At 39.2% G+C, this 26,564-nt stretch carries 20 protein-coding genes; 15 read left to right on the forward strand and 5 right to left on the reverse strand.

Translation table 11 applies throughout. The features are described from left to right. Positions 1-298: 298 nt before the first annotated feature. From VB654_RS15145 to VB654_RS15180, 8 genes are all read left to right on the forward strand, one after another. Positions 299-637 carry an NHLP leader peptide family RiPP precursor gene (locus VB654_RS15145; RefSeq protein ID WP_323214606.1) on the forward strand — a complete coding sequence of 113 codons (339 nt, stop codon included), beginning with the start codon at positions 299-301 and terminating at the stop codon, positions 635-637. A gap of 177 nt (positions 638-814) precedes the next feature. Then, entirely contained in the window at positions 815-2,269 is a 1,455-nt protein-coding gene (locus VB654_RS15150) for a radical SAM family RiPP maturation amino acid epimerase (protein ID WP_323214607.1), read from the forward strand. 38 nt (positions 2,270-2,307) lie between these two features. After that, positions 2,308-3,795 (forward strand): radical SAM family RiPP maturation amino acid epimerase, encoded by a 1,488-nt coding sequence (locus VB654_RS15155; RefSeq protein WP_323214608.1) that lies wholly within the window; start codon positions 2,308-2,310, stop codon positions 3,793-3,795. A 54-nt stretch (positions 3,796-3,849) separates the two neighbouring features. Next, positions 3,850-4,779, forward strand: coding sequence for a UPF0489 family protein (locus VB654_RS15160; RefSeq protein WP_323214609.1), 930 nt, complete (start codon positions 3,850-3,852; stop codon positions 4,777-4,779). Positions 4,780-4,804: 25 nt separating this feature from the next. After that, complete coding sequence (locus VB654_RS15165) at positions 4,805-6,043, forward strand: tryptophan 7-halogenase (RefSeq protein ID WP_323214610.1); 1,239 nt, start codon at positions 4,805-4,807, stop codon at positions 6,041-6,043. A 39-nt stretch (positions 6,044-6,082) separates the two neighbouring features. Beyond that, positions 6,083-8,080, forward strand: coding sequence for a RiPP maturation radical SAM C-methyltransferase (locus tag VB654_RS15170; RefSeq protein ID WP_323214611.1), 1,998 nt, complete (start codon positions 6,083-6,085; stop codon positions 8,078-8,080). 15 nt (positions 8,081-8,095) lie between these two features. After that, positions 8,096-8,914 carry a cupin-like domain-containing protein gene (locus VB654_RS15175; protein ID WP_323214612.1) on the forward strand — a complete coding sequence of 273 codons (819 nt, stop codon included), beginning with the start codon at positions 8,096-8,098 and terminating at the stop codon, positions 8,912-8,914. A 57-nt stretch (positions 8,915-8,971) separates the two neighbouring features. After that, positions 8,972-9,832 carry a type II CAAX endopeptidase family protein gene (locus VB654_RS15180; protein ID WP_323214613.1) on the forward strand — a complete coding sequence of 287 codons (861 nt, stop codon included), beginning with the start codon at positions 8,972-8,974 and terminating at the stop codon, positions 9,830-9,832. A gap of 88 nt (positions 9,833-9,920) precedes the next feature. Here VB654_RS15180 and VB654_RS15185 read toward each other — a convergent pair whose 3' ends face one another. Together VB654_RS15185 and VB654_RS15190 are read right to left on the reverse strand one after the other, a co-directional pair. Continuing rightward, on the reverse strand, positions 9,921-11,720 hold the full coding sequence (locus tag VB654_RS15185) for a serine hydrolase domain-containing protein (protein ID WP_323214614.1): 1,800 nt from the start codon (positions 11,718-11,720) through the stop codon (positions 9,921-9,923). A 39-nt stretch (positions 11,721-11,759) separates the two neighbouring features. Further along, entirely contained in the window at positions 11,760-15,410 is a 3,651-nt protein-coding gene (locus tag VB654_RS15190) for an NB-ARC domain-containing protein (protein WP_323214615.1), read from the reverse strand. Positions 15,411-16,121: 711 nt separating this feature from the next. Here VB654_RS15190 and VB654_RS15195 point away from each other — a divergent pair. Continuing rightward, a complete protein-coding gene (locus tag VB654_RS15195; protein WP_323214616.1) occupies positions 16,122-17,852 on the forward strand; it encodes a ShlB/FhaC/HecB family hemolysin secretion/activation protein in 1,731 nt (576 codons plus the stop codon). 186 nt (positions 17,853-18,038) lie between these two features. Here VB654_RS15195 and VB654_RS15200 read toward each other — a convergent pair whose 3' ends face one another. Both VB654_RS15200 and VB654_RS15205 read right to left on the reverse strand, forming a co-directional pair. Continuing rightward, positions 18,039-18,527 (reverse strand): hypothetical protein, encoded by a 489-nt coding sequence (locus VB654_RS15200; protein WP_323214617.1) that lies wholly within the window; start codon positions 18,525-18,527, stop codon positions 18,039-18,041. A gap of 254 nt (positions 18,528-18,781) precedes the next feature. Further along, entirely contained in the window at positions 18,782-19,702 is a 921-nt protein-coding gene (locus VB654_RS15205) for a 1-aminocyclopropane-1-carboxylate deaminase/D-cysteine desulfhydrase (protein ID WP_323214618.1), read from the reverse strand. Between the two features lie 112 nt (positions 19,703-19,814). Here VB654_RS15205 and VB654_RS15210 point away from each other — a divergent pair, with 112 nt between their 5' ends. The 3 genes from VB654_RS15210 to VB654_RS15220 all read left to right on the forward strand — a co-directional run bounded on the left by VB654_RS15210 (position 19,815) and on the right by VB654_RS15220 (position 22,926). Beyond that, on the forward strand, positions 19,815-20,366 hold the full coding sequence (locus VB654_RS15210) for a pyridoxamine 5'-phosphate oxidase family protein (RefSeq protein ID WP_323214619.1): 552 nt from the start codon (positions 19,815-19,817) through the stop codon (positions 20,364-20,366). A gap of 55 nt (positions 20,367-20,421) precedes the next feature. Further along, complete coding sequence (gene purT / locus VB654_RS15215) at positions 20,422-21,591, forward strand: formate-dependent phosphoribosylglycinamide formyltransferase (protein WP_323214620.1); 1,170 nt, start codon at positions 20,422-20,424, stop codon at positions 21,589-21,591. Positions 21,592-21,678: 87 nt separating this feature from the next. Beyond that, positions 21,679-22,926 carry a DUF1176 domain-containing protein gene (locus tag VB654_RS15220; RefSeq protein ID WP_323214621.1) on the forward strand — a complete coding sequence of 416 codons (1,248 nt, stop codon included), beginning with the start codon at positions 21,679-21,681 and terminating at the stop codon, positions 22,924-22,926. Between the two features lie 4 nt (positions 22,927-22,930). Here the strand turns inward: VB654_RS15220 and crtH are convergent, their stop codons facing one another. Continuing rightward, positions 22,931-24,439 carry a carotenoid isomerase gene (crtH, locus tag VB654_RS15225; RefSeq protein ID WP_323214622.1) on the reverse strand — a complete coding sequence of 503 codons (1,509 nt, stop codon included), beginning with the start codon at positions 24,437-24,439 and terminating at the stop codon, positions 22,931-22,933. 454 nt (positions 24,440-24,893) lie between these two features. Between crtH and upp the strand changes: the two genes are divergently transcribed. From upp to VB654_RS15240, 3 genes are all read left to right on the forward strand, one after another. Next, the gene (gene upp, locus VB654_RS15230; protein WP_323214623.1) at positions 24,894-25,544 is read left to right on the forward strand and encodes a uracil phosphoribosyltransferase; all 651 of its coding nucleotides are present in this window, start codon (positions 24,894-24,896) and stop codon (positions 25,542-25,544) included. Between the two features lie 77 nt (positions 25,545-25,621). Next, positions 25,622-25,972, forward strand: a complete 351-nt coding sequence (locus VB654_RS15235) for a hypothetical protein (protein WP_323214624.1) — start codon at positions 25,622-25,624, stop codon at positions 25,970-25,972. Positions 25,973-26,099: 127 nt separating this feature from the next. Then, positions 26,100-26,378, forward strand: a complete 279-nt coding sequence (locus tag VB654_RS15240) for a YggT family protein (protein ID WP_323214625.1) — start codon at positions 26,100-26,102, stop codon at positions 26,376-26,378. Positions 26,379-26,564: the final 186 nt, after the last annotated feature.

Consider the following 26,564-nt stretch of genomic DNA (forward strand, 5'->3'; position numbering starts at 1 on the left):
ACTATTGTGGAGTGGACAAAGATACCCACCCATGTTAATTAAGCTAAATCCCAATTAGCTGACCTACTCAGATATAAGATATTGTGAGGTCAAGATTTTGTTTGAAACTACTCATTCTTTGGGTACAATCATCGTGTGCTGGAAGTACATTGATCGCAAAACATAACTTTCCTGAACTTAACTGAATAAAAGAGTAAAAATTTCCTGAACTATTCTGAACTTATCTGGATTGAACATTCTCCGGCATTAGCTAATAATAGACACAGTTACAAATTTCACATGATTTAGGAGAATCAATATGGAAGCCCAAGAAAAACAAGAAGCTTTAGACGCGTTAAGCAAACGCTCAGAGTTTGAAAACCAATTGGTGATCAGAGCTTACGAAGATGAAGCTTTTAGACAACAATTGTTAGCAGACCCTAAAACAATTTACGAGCAAGAATTGGGAACAAATATTCCTGAATCCTTCAAAATTGAAGTAGTTGAAGAACTGCCAAACACCATTTACATGGTTTTACCCAGAAAAACTGAAGAAGTAGGCGCAGAAGGTGAACTTTCTGACGAAGCTTTAGAAGCAGTAGCAGGTGGTGGTTGGGCTATTGGTTCTAGACGCAATTGGGTTGTAGCTTGGAAGTAACGAGCTTTTTGCTTTGAGTAGAAGACTATAATCAATCCTCTTCTCAAGGCTGCCGAATCTTTTTCTCAGGAATGGAAAAGTGTTTAAGTTTTGCCCCAGTGGACTGGGATAAATATCAAATTCCAGTTCACTAGGTCTTTTCCAAATTATAAAAAACTTGAAAATAAATTACAAATTATGAATAAAATTTCAGCATTAACTAAGCCAAAAACAATAGAAATTGATATTAGTCGGATTCGCTATGTTTTAGAACAAGGGAACAGAGAATCTCATTGGCTCAAAAAACTTTCTGATCAACAGTTAACGCAAGAAATTCTCAAAATTACTCAAATTAAACGTTTTATTGAAAAGGGACAAGGGGATCTCAGTTTTAGAGCCAAGATTTTGAGCAACTTTGATGCAACTGTCAAAGCTTTTAACTTAGATGTTTGTTCTGATGACGTTGAGTTTTTGTGGAACCCAAGGTCAGCAAAACCACCGCAGGGATACCAAGAGTTTAATGATATTCAATCCCAGTGGGCGCAATCTATCATTAATTTAGCAGGATCGAGTAGCAATCTTCGTTATCGAGCCTGGCGAAAACGGCAAGTAGCTCGGTGTAAAAGTCAAGTATTCCAAGGGGATGAAACCCAACACTTTCCTGTATCGTTTGAACTAAACAAGGGATGTTCTGTGGGTTGTTGGTTTTGTGGTGTTGCTGCTCCGAGTTTGGGTGATATTTTCCTCTATACCGCAGAAAATGCCCAACTATGGCAAGAAATTCTGGTATTGATGAAACAAACCTTGGGAGACGCAGCCGGAGCGGGTTTTTGTTATTGTGCTACTGACCCCCTTGATAATCCTGATTATGAAAAATTCTTAACCGATTTTCATGCGATCTTGGGTGTATTTCCGCAAACGACTACGGCTCAACCTCTCAAAGACCCGGAACGCACGCGATCGCTCCTGAAACTGTCTTTAGAAAAGGGTTGTCTGCTCAATCGCTTCTCAATCATTTCCCTGAAACTTCTGGAAAGACTGCACGCAGAGTTTACACCAGAGGATTTAGCATTTGTGGGTTTAGTGCTGCAAAATCCCGAATCTGGCTTACCTAAATCTATTTCTGGAAAGGCTAGAGAACGGGCGCAACGTCAAGCGGAAAAAGAGGATAAAGCTATAAATGATGATCACTCAGGAACTACGGCTTGTGTGACGGGATTCCTAATTAATATGGTTGATCAAAGTGTGAAATTGATCAGTCCTTGCAATGCCAGCGATCGCTGGCCACTAGGGTATCAAATTTACGCACAGGGAACCTTTAGCAACGCTGCGGATCTGGGTCTATTCATGTCAGCTGCGATTGACCAGTATATGCAGATAGAAGTTAAAGATAGCGATCGCTTGCGTTTCCGTCCTGATCTGCAATATGAAAGTTTATCAGACGGCTTTCAACTGTCCACCAGATTTTTTAAACATAAATTTCGCCATGCTGACCATATTAAACAGCTAGGAGAAATTCTATTACCAGGAAATAAAACCGTCGCGGAAATATTACATCTATTTAATATCTGCGGTGTTCCTTCCGGACAAATCCGCAAATCTATCAACCTCATGTTCAGTCAAGGTGTTTTTGATGACGAGCCAATTACCTAACTGGCAGATCGATCATTGCTAATCTTTGAGAAAGTTATATGTCAACCATTGCCCCTCCCCATATCCAACAACTAGGCTTAGTTAGTCTAGCGCAGATTAGACAGTTGCTATCCAGTCAGATTGCAGCCGAAACCCACTGGATCAAAGACTTATCTGATCAAGAATTTGCTCAAGAATTTCATAGAATTACCCATGCTCAACGCTTTATGCAAAGATGGGAAGCTGATCCTCAATTCAGAGAGCAAGTTATTAATAATCCACAGCAAGCAGTCGCCCGCTACCATTTAGACGTTGACCCCGAAGAAATCAAACCTTTGTGGGAACCACAGTTGCTAGAACAACTACAAACAGCAGGAAAATTGCCTTTACTTGTAGAACGGTGTCGTGATTTTGCCCAAGCATTCGAGCAGTGCAATGATTCTAATTTAATTGCTGCTAGTCATAATCGCCATTATACAGCTTGGCGATCGCGCCAAATGAATCGCCTATCTAGTCAGGTTCCCCAGTGGCTTTCGGAAGACATTGGACATTTTCCAGTTAGTTTTGAATTGAGTCAAGGATGTTCTATTGGTTGCTGGTTCTGTAGTGTTTCCGCCCCTACTCTTGAGGATATTTTCTTCTACACGCCAGAAAACGCGCAGTTGTGGCGGAAGGTTTTGGAATTGTTGCAAGAGAAACTAGGCACAGCCGCAGGAGAAGGCTTTTGTTATTGGGCAACAGATCCCCTCGATAACCCTGACTATGAAAAGTTTTTGTGCGATTATCACGAAATTTTGGGTGTATTTCCCCAAACGACTACAGCCCAACCTCTCAAAAATATTAACCGGACAAAATCGTTACTGAAACTGGCTTTAGAAAAAGGGAACAGATTAAATCGGTTCTCAATTCTGTCTCTGAAAATTCTTGACAAACTCCATGAAGCATTCACCCCAGAAGAATTAGCCTTTGTTGGGTTAGTGACTCAAAATCAAGAGGCGGGGATTGAAAAAGCCAGTGCTGGACGGATGCGTGAGTATAACCAACGCCAAGCCACGAAAAAAGAGCAAGTCGTTGATGAATCTTTACCGGGAACCAATGCTTGCGTGAGTGGGTTTCTGTTTAATATGGTGGATCGCAGCGTTAAATTAGTCAGTCCTTGTCCTGCAAGCGATCGCTTTCCCAATGGTTATCAAGTCCATGATCAAACCACATTTACCACCGTTGATGAATTAAGAACATTTCTAGACAAAGCGATTGAGACTTATATGCCTTTATCTCTGCGTCCAGGCGATCGCGTGCGTTTTCGCAGCGACCTGAAATATGAGGAATTCGAGGACGGCTTTCATGTCTCCACACGCTTTTTAACCTTGAAGTTTCGCAATGATCCTTATCTCAAACAACTAGGCAAAGTCATTCTCAAGGGTGATAAAACCGTATCACAAATTACTTCTTTATTTAATATTTGTGGTACTTCTACCCCCACTACCCTAAAAGCACTCAATTTAATGTTTGCACAAGGAATTTTAGCCGAGCAACCAGAAGAATAATTAGAACAGCCTAACAATTAGTTTCTATTTGTAATTAGAGGAAAGTTAAAAATCATGGCAGGAATTCCAGTTATTCTCTTTGAAGAACACAACGAAGCATTTTTTGCTTGGCACTATGCCATTCAAAAACAATGGATGCCAAAATCGGGAAACACCTTGCTGCATATTGATGAACATTCCGATATGGGCATTCCTCGATTCAATTATCCAATCAAATCCTTAAATGGTAACTTACAAGAAATTTATAACTTTACTTATAATGAACTGACAATTGAAAATTTTATTATTCCTGCTATTTATCAGGGATTGTTTAATAAATTATATTGGATTCGTCAAAATCAACAAGCTCCCATTCCTGCTTCAATGTGTGTTTATTCCCATGATCAAGAAGGGAAGATTTTAACCGCAAAAGATATGCAATCTCTAGGAACAAAAGCCCTATTTGATCCTAAGTACAAAAAGGCAAAATTCCAATCCTTTACTGTGAATGAATCCGAAAAATTTTCCGAAAAACAATCTGTGATTTTAGATATTGATTTAGATTATTTTTCCTGTAATAACTCATATCATAACTTTCAAGGACAACTAGAAATAACGAAAGAACAATATGATGAATTTCGCCAAGACCCTTATCAATTTATGCGCTTAACTTTGGGAAGTGGTGTAAAAACGCAAGTTGTTGAGGGAAAATATTATTTAGTTTTTAATCAGTTTTCGCAGCAAGATGAGCAGAAAGTTCCTAATGTTCTCAAAGTGTCAGAAGCTAAAATTCTAGAGAGGATTGACCACGTTATAAACTTTCTCAAAGTTAAGCAAGTCGAAATTAAATTGATTGATATTTGTCGGTCAAGATTGAGTGGATTTACTCCAGAAGATCAATATCAATTCATTGAAGATAATTTAATCAAGAAACTTCAGGAACTTTACCCCCTTGATATCATGAGATTATCTGAAATTTATCAACAAGAAAAAGTAGCAGCTTAACTAATTAAAAACAGGAGATAAATTTATGAAACTTGCTATTATTGGTGGAGGAACTGCGGGCTACATGGCTGCGGCTCATATCACAAAACATTTCCCAAAATTTGAACTATATCACATTTATGATTCAGCCATTCCCACAATTGGCGTAGGTGAAGGAACTCAGGCACATTTTCCAGGCTGGATAGAAGATATTACAGGACTGGGCTTTTCAGAATTACAGGAAAAATGCAACGTTACCCGTAAATATGGCATCAAATTTGAAAATTGGGGGACAAAAAATAAGGAGTTCATGCATAACTTTTATCCACCCAAAACGTCCTATGGCTATCATATATCCTCTGCTAAATTAGTCGAACTGTTGCAGGAATATATCATCTCTACACGGATAGATCAAAAAGTTATTCATGTAGAAAGTAATGGCGTAAAAGTTAATATTGAATTTGCTGATCACAGTCCCTTAGAGGTTGACTTTGCCTTTGATGGTCGAGGCTTTCCTAAAACCTTTGATGACCAACAATCTCAATGGTCTTTAATTCCTACAAATGCAGCTTTGATTCGGCGAGGTCCAGTTGTTGATTATAATCAAGCAACGCGTTCTATTGCCAGACCTTATGGTTGGATTTTTGTGATTCCTCTAACTACCCATACTTCCTACGGCTACATTTATAATAATCAAATTAATTCAGTCAGTGAGATAGAGGCGGATTTCCAAGAATTTCTGCAAGCAGAAGATGTAAAAATAATGGGAGAAGACAAACATCTGAATTTCCCCAATTTTGCTTGTAAAGATTTCTTTGATGGCGCATTGTTTAAAATTGGTAATACTGCTTCATTTATCGAACCATTAGAAGCAACTGCGCTGGGTGTGATCCACGCTCAAATTACTTATGCTTCTCTCTATCCTCTGCAAGAATTAGCAGACTTAAACGGTCAACCCAGGGGCGCATTTGACATTAATAAAATTCAAGCCTTTAATAAATTTTTGTCAAACACAATTTTAAAAGTCGTGTTGTTTATAGGATGGCACTATGTTGGCGGTTCTCCTTTTGACACAGAATTTTGGCGGTTTGCTAAATCAAATTTTGAGCAAGAGTTAGCGAAGATAGATAATCCTTATGTGATCAGCGAATTTAATAGATTTTTGCAAGCTGGCTCTAATTTTAATTATTGGATGTATTTTGACAACCCCCGGAGCAGTTTTTCAGGAATTACACCGGCCAGTTTCTATGAAATCGGCAATGGTATTGGTTATTTTGCTGCTTAATTGGTCAAGAGTCCCCATTCCCTATCCCCCATTTTTAATATGATTGATGTGTGCCTGGTATCCATGCCTTATGCAGCAGTTGAACGTCCTTCAATTGCTTTAGGCTTATTAAAAGCCTCTTTGCAAATGAATGGAATGAAAGCTGAGGCTATTTATCCCAATCTCTGGTTTGCGGAAGAAATAGGACTGCCTAAATATCAGGTATTAAGTCTCAGCCGTCCTGAATTAATTATGGGCGAGTGGACTTTTTCTCAAGTAGCCTTTCCTGACTGGGAACCTGATGATCAAGAATATCTGCGTGACGTTGCTTATGATCATCCAGCTATGCGACAAGCCCTTTTATGGGTGCGCGATCGCGCTGCGGCCTTTGTTGATCGGGTGGCGAGAGCAGTTTTAGAATTAAATCCTCGCATTGTGAGTTGCAGTTCGACATTTCAACAAAACTGTGCATCTTTAGCATTGCTGCGACGGATTCGGGAATTAAACCCAGCGATCGCCACTATTATGGGGGGTGCTAACTGCGAGGGCGAAATGGGGCTGACACTTCACCAAGCCTTTGACTGGGTGGATTTTATTTGCTCTGGGGAAGGGGACGAACTGTTTTCAGCATTATGTCAGCAAATTTTAACCCACGGACGAGAGCTACCAACGACCAAATTACCTCAAGGTGTGATTACTCCCAGCCATCGTCAAGGCTTAACGCTTTCCACAGTTTCCAGAGGATCTGTACAGAATCTAGACCAAATAGCCATTCCCGACTACGACGACTATTTTCACACTCTAGAAAACTTGGCGATCGCAGCATACATTGAGCCAGGAATACCCATAGAAACTTCGCGCGGATGTTGGTGGGGACAAAAACAACATTGTAGTTTCTGTGGTTTAAATGGTTCTGGGATGACTTATCGTTCCAAATCTCCAGAACGTGTAGTTAAGGAATTTACAACCCTGGCAGAGCGTTATCATTTGCAAAGATTCTTTGTTGTGGATAATATTCTTGATATCAAGCATATTGATACTGTACTGCCCGTTTTGGCATCCTTAGAACAGCCTTACTCTATTTTTTACGAAACTAAAGCCAATCTCCGCAAAGAACAGGTGCAGCAACTGGCACAAGCAGGTGTGCGATTCATTCAACCAGGCATGGAAAATATGCACGATCGCGCCTTGCAACTCCTCAAAAAAGGTAACATTGCCTTAATGAATGTCCAACTATTAAAGTGGGCTAGGGAGTTTGGGATTCTTGTGGATTGGAATTTTCTGATTGGCATTCCTGGTGAGTCTGGAGAATGGTATGCCGAAATGGTAGAATGGCTACCTTTAATCGCTCACTTACAACCGCCATCGGCTGCTTATCCCATTCGCTATGATCGCTTTAGTCCCTATCACGAAAATTCATTAGACTACGGACTACAACTGTCTCCTCATAAATCTTACTCCTATGTTTACCCGTTTTCGGCTGAGGTAATTGCTCAATTAGCTTATTACTTTGAAGATCATAGTCACGGCCGAAATATCTCTAGTTCCTCTGATTGGCGAGAAACAGGTTTAATTCCCGAACATAAATTGCTGCAAGATTGTATTGCTAGTTGGGGAGAGTTATTTTGGTCGCCACAACCACCGAAATTAAATATTATAGAAGATGACGGTCAGCGATTGCGAATTGTGGACACTAGACCTTGTGCTGTCGCTAATGAAATGTTTGTAGAAGGTTTAGCCTACGAAATCTATTTAGCTTGCGATCGCGTCTTGACTGAACCAGAGTTGCTACGTATCCTCAAAGTTAAGACTGGAGTTAGTCTGTGTTGGGATGAGGTTAAGCCTATTGTGGCTGAATTGCGATCGCGCCACATCTTATTACAAATTAACAATCGATTACTGAGTTTAGCCGTCAAAGAACCTTCACCTCTGCCAGACTCCCAAGACTATCCAGGCGGCAGCGTTGACGTTCGCAGTTATCTCCAAGACCACCGCAAACAATCACAACCTCAACAAAAAGTGCAGAGCAGTTTACAGATGTTTCAAGTTAAAGTTTAGCAATAAATGGATACAATGGCTTTGGGGAGTGTGGCGATCGCGCGAATTCACAAACCCACAAAAGAAGAGTTTGAACAAAATTTTTTGTCCCCCCAAAAACCTTGCGTGATTACAGGTGCAATAGACGACTGGCCGGCATTATCTGCTTGGACAATTAATTACTTAAAAACCAATATTGGTGATACAATTGTCCCTTGTCGCGTATCCCAAAACGATTACTTTGATAATTATCACGCACATAAACAAATTAAACTCGCTGTTTTCTTAGATTGGATTTTAGCCAACGAACAGCAGAATGCTTGGGATGTTATTTTTCATAAAAAAAACAAAACTAAATATTTTGTGGGTTCCTTAGATATTCCCACCTATTTCTCCGAAATCTTAGCCGACATTACGATTCCTAATTATTTTGACTCTAAGTTACTCACATCTCAGAATCTTTGGATCGGACAGGGAAATAATCGGGTAAATTTACACTACGATTTCTTTCACAATTTCAATGTCCAGATTGTTGGACAAAAACACTGGTTCATATTTCCTCCTGAACAATCTTCCTTCTTATACCCTCATCCTTGGTATACCAAATTTTTTTGGTGCAGTCAGGTAAATATTAATCAACCAGATTTGCAGAAATTTCCTAAGTTTAGCGAAATTACACCATTAGAAGTTATTACTAACCCAGGAGAAATACTTTTTCTCCCTAGTGGTTGGTGGCATTCTCCTGTGGGAATTGGTACTAATATCGCTGTAAATTTCTGGTGGCGAATGAATTTAAAAGAAATAGTAAATTTCCTATCTCTGAAAGTTTTAAACATTCGCCCACACATAATTTGATAATATATAAATGTATCACAATAAGACAGCACAAAATTATCAATTCGGAATACTGGTATGTCTCAAAAAAACAGAATTCTCTTATATTTAGTTATTACTCTGAGTATTTCTTATTTATACCAAGTATTTATCACTGTTGTCGCTCCAGATATTGCTTCAGAAAAATTTTCCAACCTAGCTTTAATTTTAATGTATTTTCCTGGGGTAATTGCTATAGTTTTTACTAGCATTTTTAAAGAAGGATGGTCTAATTTAGGATTAAAAATCAGACGACCGATATTTTGGCTGTATAGTTTAGTAATTCCTCTGATTATTACAATTTTATTATTAGTTTTTATCCAACTGCTAGGAGGAGAACAAAAGGTTTTCTCTATGCAAGGTTATAATGTTAGTTTTTTAGATAAAACCCCGGTTTCCCTTGTTACTTTTATTCCTTTATTTTCATTAAACTTTACTGTTACTGCTTGTTTAACTGGTATATTTACCATTGGTGAAGAACTAGGTTGGAGAGGCTATTTACAAAATAAGATGATTCAAGTTTTTGGCTTGATTCCTGGTGTTGTGATTTTAGGGTTAGTTTGGGGATACTGGCATCTACCGATAATATTAATGGGTTATAATTTTCCCGAATATCCTATTTTGGGGGCATTGATATTTATGCCATTAACAACTATTGGATTTTCTTTAATTTTTGCTTGGTTGACATTAAGCAGTAAAAGTATTTGGCCTGCTGTCTTAGGACATGGTGCAATTAATACATTACTCTCAGATAGTGTGATTGATAGGATAGAAGTACCAGAAAAAATCTTGCTGTATTTATTAATAGTTGGTCTTTGGTTAATTGCGGGTATTATCGCTGGGATAAAACTCAATTCAGACTATAAAAGCGGTAAAATTCAAAATTTATCTTTTCGTTAATTTAAACAACAACTCTATCAAAATTTAATAGGACTTACGCACAAATTACGGAATAACAAACCACAGAGACGCAGAGGACACAGAGGAATCAGGGTTTGAGAGGGTTTTTGCGTAAGTCATGTTTAAATCCCCATAAATTCCAGTAACGCAACCAAAAAGTAAATGTTATACTTGCTAGACTAATTAAAGAATAATCCAGTCGCTGCCATAAGCTCAAATCTTGATTGTTCCAACTTAGGATGGTAAACATGATTAAGCCTAAAGTTAAAGCTGCTGTTATAATGGGAATAGTTAGCAGAATAGTTATTATCTTAGGGACACCGTAAGTCAAGCCATTGGGATGAGAAGAAGCTAAAACAAAACCAATAATAAAAATTAAATTTAAAGATGCGATCGCTAAAGCTAATATATCTGGGATTTGGGAAATATTGAACATTCCCCAACCTAGTGAAATTATACAACTTCCTAGAAAAACTAACACGCAAAAACCTAAAACAGCAAAATGAAACGGACTAGTTTCATACCAACGTAGTTTTTCAAAAGTGCTAATCCCCATAAATAAATAGGTGATGCGTCCTTGATTATCTTTTCTAAAAGCTAACAAACTGTCATCATCAATCCTTTGGAATAATAGAGGTTCAACTTCCACCCATTGATCAGATTCTTCGTCTTTTGAGAAATCTGGGATAACTAAACTATCTTCACTGGCTGAAACTCGAATTTGGGAGAATAATGCTGAGATTTTCTGAATCGTATTTCGGGACTCACCCTGATTACGATAATAACCTGTAAAATCTTGGGAACGCTGTGCAAAATTTGGTAAAGCTTGAGGAACAACACAGGATTTTGAAACAGGATAATACTTGTCTAGAAATTGGTCGGCAAAATCCGTAACAAACTTAAATTCTAAACTGTTACCAGCAATAAAAAACCCTAAATCCTGTTCTGGTAGTAAGAATAATAGACTGGCGAAACCTCTAACAGTTCCTCCATGCTGAATAATTCGTTGGTTGTTTTTATGATCTTCGTAAAAGCCATAGGTGAAACCGGGTAAACGAGGATCATTAGTGAATTGCTGTTGATGCATCTCTAAGGCAGTTGTCTGATTCAGAATTTGTCGGTTTTTATAGCAACCATTCTGCAAGTGAGCCATGATAAAATGTGCTATATCAGTTGCTGTTGCATTGAGAGAACCGCCTGGTGGAATTTTGATATAACTAAAAGGTACGGCTTGGTAATTGTCTGCCTCATATTCGTACCCCACAGCTAAATCATCAGCCAGATGAGCAGGAAGTTGAAAGCTGCTATGGTACATTTCCAGTGGTTGGAAAATGTTTTCCTGGATATATTGTTCAAAAGGCATACCAGCAACAACTTCTACCAAATATCCTGCTAGTCCCATGCCATGATTAGAATAGCTAATAGTTTTTCCTGGAGGCATGACACGAGGAGGTATCCGATTGGCAAAGTACTTGCCGAGTGGGATTAACTCAGATGGATTTAAAGTTTCCAGACCAATGCTATGTTCTTCAAAACCAGCTGTATGTGTGAGGAGATTAGCTACAGTAATTGGTTGTGAATATTTAGCTGCAATTTTAAATTCTTTTAAATAGCTATTGATGTCCTCAAATAAATTCAGTTGTCCAGCTTCAACAAGTTGCATAATTGCTGTAGCCGTCAACAGCTTTGAAATCGAACCAACTCGAAAAAGTGTTTGATCTGGAGTAACTACGATTTTTTTATCTAAATTAGCAAACCCATAACCTTTATTCAGTAGTAATTTATCACCTTTCACCAAAACAAAGACAGCACCAGGAATATTTAGTTGAAGCATTTGCTCACTAAAATACTTGTCAACAAAAGGTTCTAAATCTTGATAAAAAGTCATGATTTTATTGTGAGTGGGAACTGATAACGAGGGTCTAATCTAATCCACTGCGCCTAAAAATTTTAAAGCTTCTCGTTGCACATCTGTTATACCTTTCGCTCCTTGAATACACATTCCTTCATAGGGTCGTTTTGTTCTCAAGGTCTGGAGACAATTTCCTGTGTGAATATCCCAAAGTCGCATAGTTTCATCTTGTCCACCACTGACTAGGATCTGCCCATCGGGACTAAATGCTACAGACCATACCCAACTTTGATGAGCTGGGATTGTAATCTGACATTTACCTGTATTGAGATTCCACAGTTTCACGGTTTGGTCGCAACTACCACTAGCTAAAATTTCCCCATTAGGGCTAAATGCTACTGACTGTACCCAGCTGCTATGTCCTCGTAACGTTGTTAAACATTCTCCGGTAGCGACATTCCATAAACGAATTGTACAATCACAACTCGCACTTGCTAAAAGTTTGCCATCAGGACTAAAAAAGATGCCCTGTACCCAGCTAGTATGTCCCACAAGGGTGTTTATACAGTTACCCGTGGTTATATCCCACAGTTTAATGGTTTTATCTTCAGAAGCACTGGCTAAGGTGACTCCATCAGGACTAAATTGCACAGACCACAGCCAACCCTCATGTCCTTGCAACGTTTTCAAGCAGTTGCCGGTAATGATATCCCATAATTTAACAGTGTAGTCGCCACTGCAACTGGCTAAGGTCAGTCCATTGGGACTAAAGGCTACAGAACCAATCCAACGGCTATGTCCTTGAAAGGTCTTGAGGCATTGACCTGTATTGACATCCCAAAGCTTTATACTATAGTCACTGCTGCCACTGGCCAGATGTTTGCCATCAGGACTAAAGGCGACAGAACACACCCAGCCACGATGTCCTTCTAAAACCATTGAATGGGGTGGAGTGTTTAAGGATTGAGTGGTTTCCAGATTCCACAGTCGGACGCTTTTATCTTCACTACCACTGGCTAGGGTTTTGCCGTCGGGACTGAAGGCGACTGATTGCACCCAACTACCGTAACCTTGCCAAATATCGATACAACTACCCGTACTGACTTCCCAAAGTCGTACAGAACGATCTTCTCCAGCTGTGGCGAGAATTGTGCCATTGGGACTAAAGGTAACTGAGGTGAGAAGACTGTTATGACCGTGGAGATTTTTCAGGCATTGTCCATCAGCAATACTCCATAGTCTGACGGTGTGATCGCCACTGCCACTGGCTACCAGTTTACCATCAGGGCTAAAGGCGACTGATCGCAATCTTTGAGTATGTCCGGTGAATGTTTGCAAACATTTGCCAGTACTAGTTTCCCAAATTTTGAGTGTGCGATCGCCACTACCACTTGCCAACAGTTTACCATCAGAGCTAAAGGCGATCGCCCGCACCCAACGGTTATGCCCTAATAGGGTTTGCAAACATTCACCCGTATTCACATCCCAAAGTTTAATACTTTTATCTTCACTGCCACTAGCAATCATCCTGCCATCGGGAGAGAACGCAACAGACCAAACAAAATTTTCGTGTCCTGACAGAACCTGGAAACATTCACCACTGTTAGTATACCAAAATCTGATTGTGGCATCGCTGCTACCACTGGCAATTATCTTGCCATCAGGACTAAAGGCGACTGAACGCACTCTTTGATGATGCCCTGTGAGTGTTTTCAGACAACTGCCGTCGAACACATCCCATAATTTCACAGTATGATCACTGCTGGCGCTACAAAGCATTTTGCCGTCGGGACTAAAACTAATCGAATGTACCCAACCTGCGTGTCCTTTACACCTGAGAACTGCCTGACCATTGTCAATTTGCCATAGATGAATTTCCCCGTTTACATCTCCAGTGGCCAGTAATTTGCCATTGTGACTAAAGGCCAGAGATAAAATGCTAGTTAACTGTTTAGCAAACACTGATTTGCTCAGATCAGCACGAGTAAAGTTAACATTTTGTAAATTTATTTTTTGTAAACAACTAGACCAAACAGTTAAATCAGAGAAGTCATAGCCAGTCAATTCAATTTGCAATTTACATAGAAGATTAATAATATTCCCCACAGCATATCCCGGTTCTAAAGATGTGTTTTCTCGTAGGTTTACCAGAATATTTTGGAATTTAATTTCTATTTTATTGCGACTTTTGTACAGAGTTAACAATCTATCCGCTAAAGGTTGGATAAATAGCTGAATCTGTCCTTGTCTCACATACTCTTTTGCTTCGGATTTTAATAAAGGGTATTGGTTTAATAAAAGTATATTTTCGCTTTCTATCTCTTCCAGAATTTCATCAATTATCTTGTTTTGTAAATATTCTCTGACAACAGGCTGTAAGAAAAACTTTTTATTTTTTTTCTCCAATAGTGAACGATGTAACAGTGAACGAATAGTTTCACTGATATTTTGAGGGGATATTTCTGGAAGTTCCCCTACTTTTAAAGCACTTTCGTCAAATTGTTCTTGTTCAAGAGTTAACCAGTATAAAAAATTCTTTTCTGAAACAGGTAAACGATTAAATTGTTGTTCTAGAACTTCATTAATTTCTCCTGGTATAAACAATTTACTTTTGAGCAGTTCAGAAATATTTCCATTATATAAATCTTGAGCAATTGCCGAAATAATTTTTAAAGCTAAAGGATTTCCACTATATTTTTCGATAAATTTCTGCAAGCATAATTCCGATTCTAAGAAACATCCTTTGACTTGCAAGAGCTGCTGTCCTGCTTGCATAGTTAATCCTGCTAATTTCAAACAGCGTACAGGTAATGTTTCTCCTTGCATGAAGCTAATTTCTTGAGGTTTCTCTCGTGTAGTTAAGAGTAAGCAACTATTATGCTGGCGTTGTCCTAAAGCTTGAAAAAATGTTCTGTAGTTTTCGTAACCTTTTTGATATTGACCTGCTAAGACCCCACTTTTTAAAATCGTTTCTGTATTATCTAAGATTAATAAACACCGTTTTGTTTTCAAAATCTGCATCAGAGTAGAGATTTGCTCTTCAAGTCTGATGGGTAAATTGTTTTCTTCTCCTTGGTTTAAAAAGTTCAAGATATCCCGTGTTAATTGTTGTAAAGGAGGTGCTGAAACTAGCGATCGCCAAATCAGATAATCAAAATGATGTTGAATTTGTTCGGCTAACTTGACGCTGAGATGGGTTTTGCCGATGCCTCCCATTCCTAGCAAAACGACCAAACGACAACCATCACCCACTATCCATTGTTCTAGAGTAGCCAATTCTTGAGTGCGACTATAGAAAACGCTAACATCAGGCGCATCTCCCCAATCTTGGTATGTTTTCATCTCATTAAGAGGGGTGTTAATCACATCTGGAGATGATAACTCTTGCCTGGGGATAACTTGCTGTGTAAAGGTTGTCAGGGGTAAATTGTTCTCAAAAACTGGTGTTATATCTGCTTGCTGCCATTTTCTTTCTAAAGCCGAGCGAAAATTAGTTTTACTGACTTTTTCGCCACAGCCCTCAGATAGCAGCTGCCATAACTTCGGTCCAATATCTTGCTTGAGGTAATTAACTGAATAACCGTATGTTTCAGCGATGTCATGGTAGCGTAGGTGAGGATCTGACCAAAACGAATGCAGCAACCGCCTTTGCAAATCGCTTAGATGCTTACCTGTTTTCTCAAATATCAAGGTGTCAACAAAGACTAAAGCTTGTTGAATATCCATAAGTTATAGATTTACTATACATTGTAATTGTATTAAAGTTAACTTGCATCTTGATGAATGCACGTTGATTTAAGTTGTGGGTGATGTAATTGGCAGTCAATACTGCTACTTGGGGTTTAAATCATTTTACACACTTAAAAACACAGGTGATGTTGTGGTTGCCATCATTGGAATAAAAATTTATAGATTTTTTACTTATTTTTTGGCACTCACAACTTGTTGTAACCCTCCAAAATACAGCAATTTACCCTGAATTTTGGGTTTATATCTGCTATTCTTCAAAGATTTTCAGTTGAGGGGGCAAATAAAGTTTAAACTTTTCATCAGACTCACTATGTTAGCAATGATGAAGTGTATTTGGCTTAATTGGTAAAACATGGTAAAAAATAGATTAGAAAAAATATTAACAAATTTAAAAGTATAAAATAGTCAGCAACATGGTTAAATGTTATTGTTGGACAAGGTTTTTTACTACAAAAAATTGGTATTAGCTGCTACCAGTAGGATACACAGATAAATTTGTGCTTCCGTAGATTAGTAACCGCTATATTATGATTCTTATTTGAATTTTGATAGCTGGCGTGGTGTAAGCCATACAAAACTCTGTATACCTTGATTCCTTCTTTCCCGTTCCCTACCTCTACGAGTAAATATGGCTACACCACCCCAGCTACAGAAACCAAACCGGATTCCTATAGATCGAAATTAACAATGCAAAATTCCATAAATAATCGATTTTTTATTTTATTTTCTCATTACGTTGTTTTAAGTTTTGTATTTTTTTTAACTCTACCAACACTAGCACAAGCACCAAACCCAGGTGGTGAAAGAAACCTAGACCGCTTTCCCCAGCCTGGGACAATTCCAGAACCGTTACCATCATTAGATGAACCATTTTTACAGCCAACTCCTACTCCAGAAGTTTTACCTACCGAACCGTCTGAAAGTATTCGGGTAGAAAAAATCCTGGTTACAGGGAGTACAATTTTTACCTCTGAAACGCTGAATCCCATAATTAATTCTGTGGAAGGGCGTTCTGTGACTTTGGCAGAATTAAGAGAAGTTGCCGATGCCATTACCCAACTTTATTTAGACAATAATTACATCACTTCCAGAGCGATTTTAGTAGATCAAAAAATTATTAATGGTGTGGTGGAAATTCGGGTAATTGAAGGCAGTATCGAAAAAATAGAAATTCAAGGAACTGAGCGGTTAAATCCTGAATATGTGCGATCGCGTGTAGCGTTGGGTGTAGGCCAACCTTTATCCACAAACAAATTAGAAGACCAATTAAGGTTAGTCCAAACTGACCCGCTACTGACAAATTTAGAAGCTAGTTTACGTCCTGGCAGTGGTATTGGTAAAAGTATTCTGATACTTCGCACCAAAGAGGCTAATGCTTTTAATGCCGTTTTTAGTGTTGATAATTACTCACCACCTAGCATCGGTTCAGAAAGATTGGGTATCAGCGCTACTTATCGTAATCTGACAGGAATTGGTGATGAAATTGCTGCGTCTTATTATCGCACAGTGCAGGGAGGCTCAAATATTTATGATTTGAATTATCGAGTCCCTTTAAATGCGATGAATGGTTCTTTACAACTACGAACCTCAATTAATAATAATCAAATCATTCAGGGCAGTGATGCAGTTAGGAGTCTGGATATTAGTGGGGAATCTCAACTTTATGAAATTAGTTATAGACAACCACTAGTGCGATCGCTGCGGGAAGAATTTGCTTTATCTTTAGGTTTTACTATCCAGAATGGTCAAACTTTTACCTTTGCTGGTGCGACACCCTTTGGTTTAGGCCCCGATGCTGACGGTAATAGCCGCACCCGTGTGATTAAGTTTGGACAAGATTATGTCCGCCGGGATGTTCAAGGTGCTTGGGCATTGCGATCGCTCTTTAGTTTGGGTATTGGTGTATTTGATGCTACAGTTAATGATAATCCTATCCCTGATGGCCGCTTTTTTAGTTGGTTTGGACAAATCCAGCGAGTGCAGCGCTTGAATTTAGATAATTTATTAATTGCCCAAGCAGAAATTCAATTAACACCGAATGCTTTATTACCTTCCCAGCAATTTGTAGTTGGTGGTGGTCAGTCAGTGCGTGGATATCGGCAAAACGCTCGTGCAGCTGACAATGGAGTGAGATTTTTTGTAGAAAACCGCATTACAGTACAACGAGATGCCGCAGGTGATTCTACATTACAAATCGCGCCATTCTTTGATTTAGCTTACGTCTGGAATACTGATGATAATCCCAATCTTTTACAGAGGCAAAACTTTTTGGCTGGTTTAGGAATGGGTATTTTGTATCAACCATTAAAAAACCTTGATATTAGGCTAGATTATGCCCTTCCTCTAATTAATTTAGATGATCGGGGGACAAATGCCCAGGATGATGGCTTTCATTTTAGTGTGAGTTATCGTCTTTAAATGTATTTACATAATATCAGTTAGATTAAAAACTTTATGCCTTTTTGCTTGCAACGTGCTAAACCAGATTTCATCAATAAGGGATTAACAGCTTCCTGTCCATAAATGTGTTTTAAAAGTGGTCGAACCCATTCAAATGTTGTCAAAGAACTGGAATTTTCTTTCCAAGATTTGACATATAATCAATTAAAATGTAGGGTTGTGTTCTGCATCCCAACACTTATTATCCTGCCAAATTCTTTTGGTATTTTGGCATTCAACTTGATTATCAATCCAAGGAATAGATGCAGGATGAGATATAGTGGATGGAAAAGAAATTGAAGAAAATATAAACTGAAAAATAGTGATACTAGAAGTTGATAATATGATGAAAAGTACAGATAGAAATAATATATTTACAGGATTACGCAAAGGATATACACCTTTTTCGTACTGCAATCTTTTTTTTGAACGACGTTCTTTACCTGCTAATAAAACTACATAAAACCTTAATCCGGGAATGGGTAAAGAAACTCTGATATCTAAGGCGTGGCGATTAGAATTAGAATAATCATTAGATTCGCAAGCTGTTTTGATAGCTTGTAATTGCTCATGAGTTAAGGTTTTTTGAATTTCGGGGGAAATTTTTTGATAAAGCTGCTCAAAATTAGAGGGAGAATTTTGAGAATTTTTCATTTTGTTATGGATTGACCTATAGTCAGAGGAAAACTGGATTGATAAGTACATCCCAATAAAACAAATTTTTAAAAGGCTTATTTAGACTTTAAATATTAGCTTTTTAGGTATCTTATTATCTATATTATTAATGTGAATTTATTAAATTTACAGTGAAATTTACATAATTTTTTTTTTACCTTTGATCAGGGTATATACCTGAATATGTATTTTCAGTGGAATACGTACACATCCCCAAGCTGAGAAGATGTGTGTTACAGCCGCTTCTCCATGCCGATATTACCCTGTAAACCTCCTGTGTGTATCAATAACAGGCGATCGCCTTTTGAGAACATTCCCTTCTGTGTTAAATCCATTACAGCATAAAACATTTTGGAGGTATATGTGTAATCGAGTGTTATTTGATGTTCTTGTTCAAACTCTTTAGCGAATCTTAGCAGCTCATTATTCACCTTGGCATAACCACCAAAATGATAATCACACACCAATTCCCAAGGGGCTGGAGAGTTATTTGGTACAGGTAGCCCAGAACCTAAATAATTCCGCAACAAATTCTCAATGTCCTGGGCGAGAAATTCCCCCTTTTTCAGCACGGGAAAACCAATCACTCGTTGCCCTTGATTCAGCGAAAGCGCAATCCCAGCTAATGTAGTACCTGTACCACAGGCTACACAGATAGTATTAAAAGTTCCGGCATCTTTAACTATTTCTGTACAACCACGCACGCCGTTTAAGTTGCTACCACCTTCAGGAATAATGAAAACATCACCAAAACGTTGTTTTAAATCTTCTTGTAATTCTCTGGTGTGTTTTTGTCGGTAAGTCTCACGGTTGAGATAGACAAGTTGCATACCTTGTTGTTTGGCAAAACTCAACGTAGGATTGAGTGGTAATCTTTCCTCTCCACGAATTACCCCAATAGTGCGGAACCCGAAGAGATTACCCGCAGAGGCAGTAGCAAATATGTGGTTAGAATAAGCACCCCCAAAGGTAAGTAAAGTTCTCAGGTTTTGGTGTTTGGCTTCTAAGAGGTTGTATTTCAATTTAAACCATTTGTTACCATTCACTAATGGGTGCATGATATCGAGGCGCAGTACAGACAATTCCACACCAGCACGGCGGGAAATTTCGTTTTCTATATGTTGGGTAAAAGGGGGAAGAAAGAGTGAGGACATAGAGAAAAAATTCACGCAGAGAAGAGAGATATTTATTCTGTTGTCTTGCTTGATTGTCAGTTAAGAAATAGGCTGAGAACATAACATATTTGCTCAACCATCTCAATAGTCTATGGCTAAAGTTTTTGACTGTATTACGGAAGAATTGCAAGAGTTTATTGCTCATCAACACATTTTTTTTGTTGGTTCTGCGCCTCTGACTGCTACGGGTCATGTTAACCTATCTCCCAAGGGCTTAGAATGTTTTCGCATTCTTTCTGCTCATCGAGTGGCTTACCTCGACCTTACAGGTAGTGGTAACGAAACCTCAGCCCATTTGCAAGAAAATGGGAGAATTACTTTCATGTTTTGCGCTTTTGAGGAACCTCCCCGAATTTTGCGGCTTTATGGTCAGGGATACACTGTTTTGCCAGATTCACCAGACTGGAATGATTTTGACTCTTTATTGCCACAGATACCAGGAACTCGTCAAATTATTGTAGCTGATATTGAAAGGGTGCAAACTTCCTGTGGTATGGGTGTACCACTTTATGAATATCAAGGTCAGAGGCAGTCTTTAGTTAATTGGGCTAGTAAAAAAGGTAAACAGGGCATCCAAGAGTATCAACAGCAAAAAAATATCATCAGTATTGATGGTTTATCAACGCCACTACATAAATCCTGAAAAAATCTACAAGTTTTTATTACCATAACCATCTACAAGTAATTAGGATAAATTTATGAACAGTTCAATTCAGCTACCCCAAAAATTAATGCTGTTGGGTTCCGGTGAACTCGGTAAAGAATTTGTGATTGCTGCTCAACGTCTGGGGAATTATGTAATTGCTGTTGACCGATATCCCAATGCTCCAGCCATGCAGGTTGCTGATTGTTCTGAAGTTATTTCTATGTTGAATGCTGATGAATTAGAAGCAATTGTGAATAAGTATAAACCTGATTTTATTATACCAGAGATTGAAGCGATTAGAACAGAAAAGTTACTGGAATTTGAACAACGTGGGATTACAGTTATCCCCACAGCAGCAGCGACTAACTATACAATGAATCGTGATAGAATTAGGGATTTAGCACATCAAGAATTAGGGATTAGAACTGCTAAATATGGTTATGCTTCTACTCTAGAGGAATTAATGAGTATTTCTGAAAAAATTGGTTTTCCGAATGTGGTTAAACCGGTGATGTCGTCTTCTGGTAAAGGTCAATCTGTTGTTCAATTAGTGGGTGAAGTTGCAGACGCATGGAATTATGCGATCGCTAACTCTAGAGGTGATAGTCAAAGGGTAATTGTTGAGGAATTTATTAACTTTGAAATAGAGATAACTTTGCTGACTATTAAACAGTGGAATGCCCCGACAATTTTCTGTTCTCCTATTGGTCATCGTCAAGAAAGAGGAGATTATCAAGAATCTTGGCAACCAGCAGGTATTAGTCAAGAAAAAATACTGCAAGCTCAAGCCATAGCCACAAAAGTGACCGATGCTTTGGGAGGAGCAGGTATATTTGGTGTAGAATTTTTTATCACTCAGGATGAAGTGATTTTTTCTGAACTTTCTCCCCGACCCCATGACACAGGAATGGTAACATTGATTTCGCAAAACTTAAATGAATTTGAACTACATTTACGTGCTATTTTAGGATTGCCCATTCCTCATATAGAACAGTTAGGATCTGCGGCTAGTGCAGTCATTTTAGCTGATCAAAAGTCTGATACTGTGGCTTTTACAGGTGTAGATAAGGCTTTATCAGTCGCCAATGTAGATATTAAACTATTTGGCAAACCTAGCGCCCATCCTTATCGACGTATGGGTGTGGCTTTGGCTCAGGGTGAAAATATTCCAGAGGCAAGGGAGAAGGCTAAAAATGCAGCTAATCAGGTGAAAATGATTTAATTTTTTTAACGCAAAGGAACGCGGAGGTAATCGCAAAGGGGCGCGGAGGGTTTGGTTATATGGTGAATAGTTTTATGGCGGTTGGTTATGGAACTTTTTACCCGAATTGGCAAGTCATTTCTTCTCAGCCCTGATGAATTTCTTCGCTGCGCTGAACTCAACTTTAAGGATAGTCATAAACACAAGAAATTTTATCCCATGTATATATCCAGAATTATCATTCCATTTACTGCCATTGTTGCCTCTAGTCTGATGTCCTGTACATCCGTCACAGAGTCTAAATCATCTCAGTCTTTGCAAACAACTAACACTACTAATAGTGAAACTTCTGCACAGAAATCTCAGTCACAGTTAACATCAGATAACTCATCTCTAGTTTCTGACAAGAGTGAACCCAAATCAGAAACTATCCTGAATGAGATCATTAGTCGTCAGAAAAGTTTGCAGGTTTGCAATTTTAATTTTGATGCAGAGGCAGCACGGGAATTGTCAAAGGTCTATACTAACGACCGGGGCCAGCATTTAGTACAGCTGCTTTGTTTTATGGCTGCTTATCAAGGTGCATTCACTTTTTTGCAAGTAGATACCACCCAACCGGAAATAAAAATTGAGCCACTAGAATTAGAAATTGCGGGTTTTCCTGATTTTGACCCGAAGACTAACATTTTGTCTAATGCTTATAAATTCACCGGTGCAGGTACTTGTATTGAGGAAACTCAATACTATTGGAATGGTGACGGACTCAGGTTAATTAGTTCTCAGCTAATAGATCAAGTTCCCAATGCTTGTAAAGAATTAGGAGCGCGATCGCCTTCAGAGAATCAGCTGATCACTAATCAAAGTGTTGGAGTTGCTAAATTGGGCATGACTTTAGGAGAACTTAAGCAAAATTTAGGTGAGGGTGCAACATTTAAACCAACTCTTCTGGGGGTTGATTTAGGGGAAGGAATTAAAGTCAGTCAGGATGGAAACGTGCAGTATTTGCTGGGTTTCGCAGAGGGACAACAGCCCATCACAAATAACTCTAAAATTACCATGATTAGGGTTGAGAACCCCAACTACAGAACAACTGCTGGGGTAGGGCCAGGAACTCTTCTTAAAGAAGCCGTTGCAGCCTACGGACAGGCGACTTTAGCTTACAACTTAAATAATGAATCAAGAGAGTATATTAAATTTGCGCGGGGACTGGGTGCAGATCCAGGAGTATGGATAAGATCGAATCAGTGGACAGTTACAGATTTTGCCGGGATCTATCCTAATGCTCAAGAATTCAACGAAACCCAAAAGTACCATGATCATGCAGCTATTGCTGCAATTACCATAGGTGACAGATAGAAAGTCACAGACCTAAATCTACAGCTATGCGATGGGCGCAAGCAAAACCAGAAAATGCGACTGCGTTTAATCCCTGACCAGGAAAAGTACTGTCTCCCACACAATAAAGTCCGGGAATGGCTGTGCGATTAAATGGCATACTCAATAATCCCCGCAACTTGCGCCGAGGAATTGGTCCATAAGTACCATCCTCTCTCCCTAAAAAGCGTTGATGGGTGCGGGGTGTCCCTATTTCCAAATAATCTAAGCCAGCATCTAAACCAGGAAAAATCTTTTCTAGTCGGTCGATAATTTGCCAAGCTGCTGCTTCTTTTTTTGCTTCATACTCACTTGCAGACAGTCCTTGCCAATCATCAATCCAGTTGGGTGTAAAGGCATGGATAATATGATATCCCTCCGGTGCTAAATCTGGGTCAAGCAATGTGGGAATAGAAACAAAAAGTGTACCTGCTGGTGCTGTCATTTGCTGCCAATCGTCCAGAATTATATGATGGCACTCTGTCCCCTGAGACAATACTGCCGCTTCTACTCCTATATGCAAGCTGAAAAAACTTGGCGACTTTTCATAGCTTTGTTGCCATTTAATTTCATTATGTGGTATTTTCTCTATAGGTAATAATTTTGTAAAAGTATCCCAACGTGTAGCATTAGAAACTATCCGTTTACCAAGATAAACTTTACCATTAGCTAACTGCACACCGACGGACTGACCCTGTTCTATGATAATTTTGGTTACTCTAGCTTGGTACTCAATTTTACCCCCAGCCTTTTCTAGACCGGCTACTAATTTTTGGGCAATTTGTCCTACCCCACCTTTAGGATAGTTAACTCCGCCATAGTGCCTATCAGAAAAGACCATCCCGGCATTAATCATAGGAGTCATGTCAGCGCTGACCACTGACCAGCAATAACATTCTATATCAATAAAATTTAATAATTCTGGGTCTTTGATATGGCGACGTGCCACATCCCCAACATTTTGAGGAAGATATTTGACTAAACCCAGACAGGCTAAAGGATGCTGTAAAAATGTCCGCAGCAAATATCGAGGTTCTTCTAATGACAGTAAATCCATGCTGTTGAGGCAATTAAACACCTTCCAGCACTCGCCATAAAAGTGACGAATACCTGTTTCTTCATGGGGGAAATGAGCAATAAGATTTTGCAAGAACTTCTCATAAACTCGCTCAACTTTTAAGTCTAATTTTTTGGGCAAATGATAGTGAATCTGTACAGGATCAATAATTGTTTCTTGGCTGACATTCACTGCGTCTAGAGCGCGGGTAAGTAAGTTGGTTGTACCTTTTTCACCAAATCCAAAAATCATTGATGCTCCCACGTCAAATCGATAGCCCTGGCGTTCAAAATACCCAGAACTACCTCCAGGAATTAAATAACTTTCCAGTACTAGCACCTGAGCGCCTTTTGCTGCTAACTGTGTTGCTGTCACCAAACCACCAATTCCAGAGCCAATAACAATTACATCAAATGAAGGATTCCGGGATGGAGACATAGAGGTAGATGCTCAATAATCAATTAGTTTAGTTAGTATTTTATATAACTTTGATACCAAAAATATACGTGATTTATGCTTGATATTTCTCAAGGTCTTATCTATTTTCACTACACTCAAAACTCAGCACTCTTGTACGGGCGGGTTTACTAAGGATTTCGACGAACCACGGACTCACTGCTTGAACCCGCCCCTACTCACTCATACCTCAGCACTCAGCACTCTAAAAATAAAAAGAGGGACAAGCCTGCTGCCGCTGACTAATCCCGTCTGCCGATCCTTAAAGAGAGGAGAACACTAAATATTAATATAGCCTTGATTGAGAATATATGTCAACTATTAATGCAAAAAGTTTTCAATAATTTTGGTGGTACGGATTTTAGCTGTCAGTAGGACACTGGAAGGAGTATTATGAGATTTCAGTTCTCATCGAAAAAGTTGCCTAATTCCGGCTATGACACCACAATTGCGTGTTTATGTTCCACCCCATCCTTTAATCAAGCACTGGCTGGCAGTTGCCCGTGATGCTGCTACACCTTCAGTATTATTTCGTAGTGCCATAACTGAATTGGGAAGATGGCTGACTTATGAAGCAGCCAGAGAGTGGCTGCCGACTCTAGAAACAATGGTACAGAGTCCCTTAGATTCCTGTCCAGCTACTTTAATTAACCCAGAAGTCCCGGTGGCAGTTGTACCGATTCTCCGGGCAGGGCTAGGGTTGCTAGAAGGAGCGCAATCTTTGTTGCCTTTAGCTTCAATTTACCATTTAGGCTTAGTCCGCAATGAAGAAACTCTAGAAGCGTCATGTTATTTGAATAAACTGCCCGAAAAATTTGACCCTCAAACGAGAGTTTTAGTCACTGATCCGATGTTAGCAACGGGCGGGTCAATTATGTTTGCTATGTCAGAATTAACACGACGGGGTATTGACCCAACTTTGACACGAATCGTTTCTGTAGTCGCTGCACCGCCAGCTTTACAAAAATTGAATTCTGCATATCCTGGTTTAAATGTTTACACTGCCACCATTGATGAAATAGTCAATGATCGGGGATATATCGTACCAGGTTTAGGAGATGCAGGCGATCGCATCTTTGGCACTTAAGCTACTATGCAGCTAGGGAAGGAAAATAGCCGAACTATATATATAAAAGTTGCAAGATTTCTTCAAGGCGGTAATGTATGAGTCAACGTGATGGTTTTGCTAGTGGCTTTTTAGCAGGGACAATTTTTGGTAGTATAATTGGTGGTATTGTGGGGGCTGTGATTGTCTCTCGAAAGAATGAAGAATTGACAGCAGAAGAAGTCGAACTAACGAATGGGCAAGCAGGAAGTAAAAAAGTTGCTCCCAAACGGCGACAGATGTATGCTTCCGAAAATGAAGCTATGGAAATTGAAACAGCTAGGCGATCGCTCGAAGATAAAATTGCCCAACTTAATGCCACAATTGATGAAGTGAGGCAGCAGTTGGGAAATGTCAACGGCAGTTCCACCCAGTCAGTTAATGATCGCTCCCTAACACAAGACTCTTGAGGGTGACTTATCTTGATCTAGGGTGCTAATAGTAGTGAATGCGGCAAACCGCACACTTTGTGACATAGACTCAATTAAAATCAATAATAAGACTGTTTTTGACACTTAGCAGGAAACTAACTTATCCATGTATTTACTGTTTACAACTTTAGCTACCTTTGTCACCTTCTACAGCTACTTGCTAATCATTCGAGTTTTATTAACCTGGTTTCCCACAATTAATTGGTATAACCAGCCGTTTGCAGCTTTGGGGCAGATAACCGATCCTTACCTCAATCTTTTCCGTTCCATCATTCCCCCATTGGGTGGTATGGATTTCTCTCCTATCTTAGCCTTTGTAGCACTAAATTTAGTTGGTGGCTTACTGAGAAGCCTCACCGCCCTTTCATTTGCCCAGGCTTTTTAGGGCAGAGTGCTGAGTCTGGAAAGTGCTGAGTGCTGAGTCTGGAAAGTGCTGAGTGCTGAGTGCTGAGTGCTGAGTGCTGAGTCTGGAAAGTGCTGAGTGCTGAGTCATCAGAAGTATATTAAGAAATGCTACACTCAGTAAATATCCTATATATCGTAGGTCGTTTTTAACTCAGCACTCTTTATA

The sequence above is a fragment of the Nodularia sp. UHCC 0506 genome, from assembly GCF_034931045.1.
In the GTDB taxonomy this organism is placed as follows: Bacteria; Cyanobacteriota; Cyanobacteriia; order Cyanobacteriales; family Nostocaceae; genus Nodularia.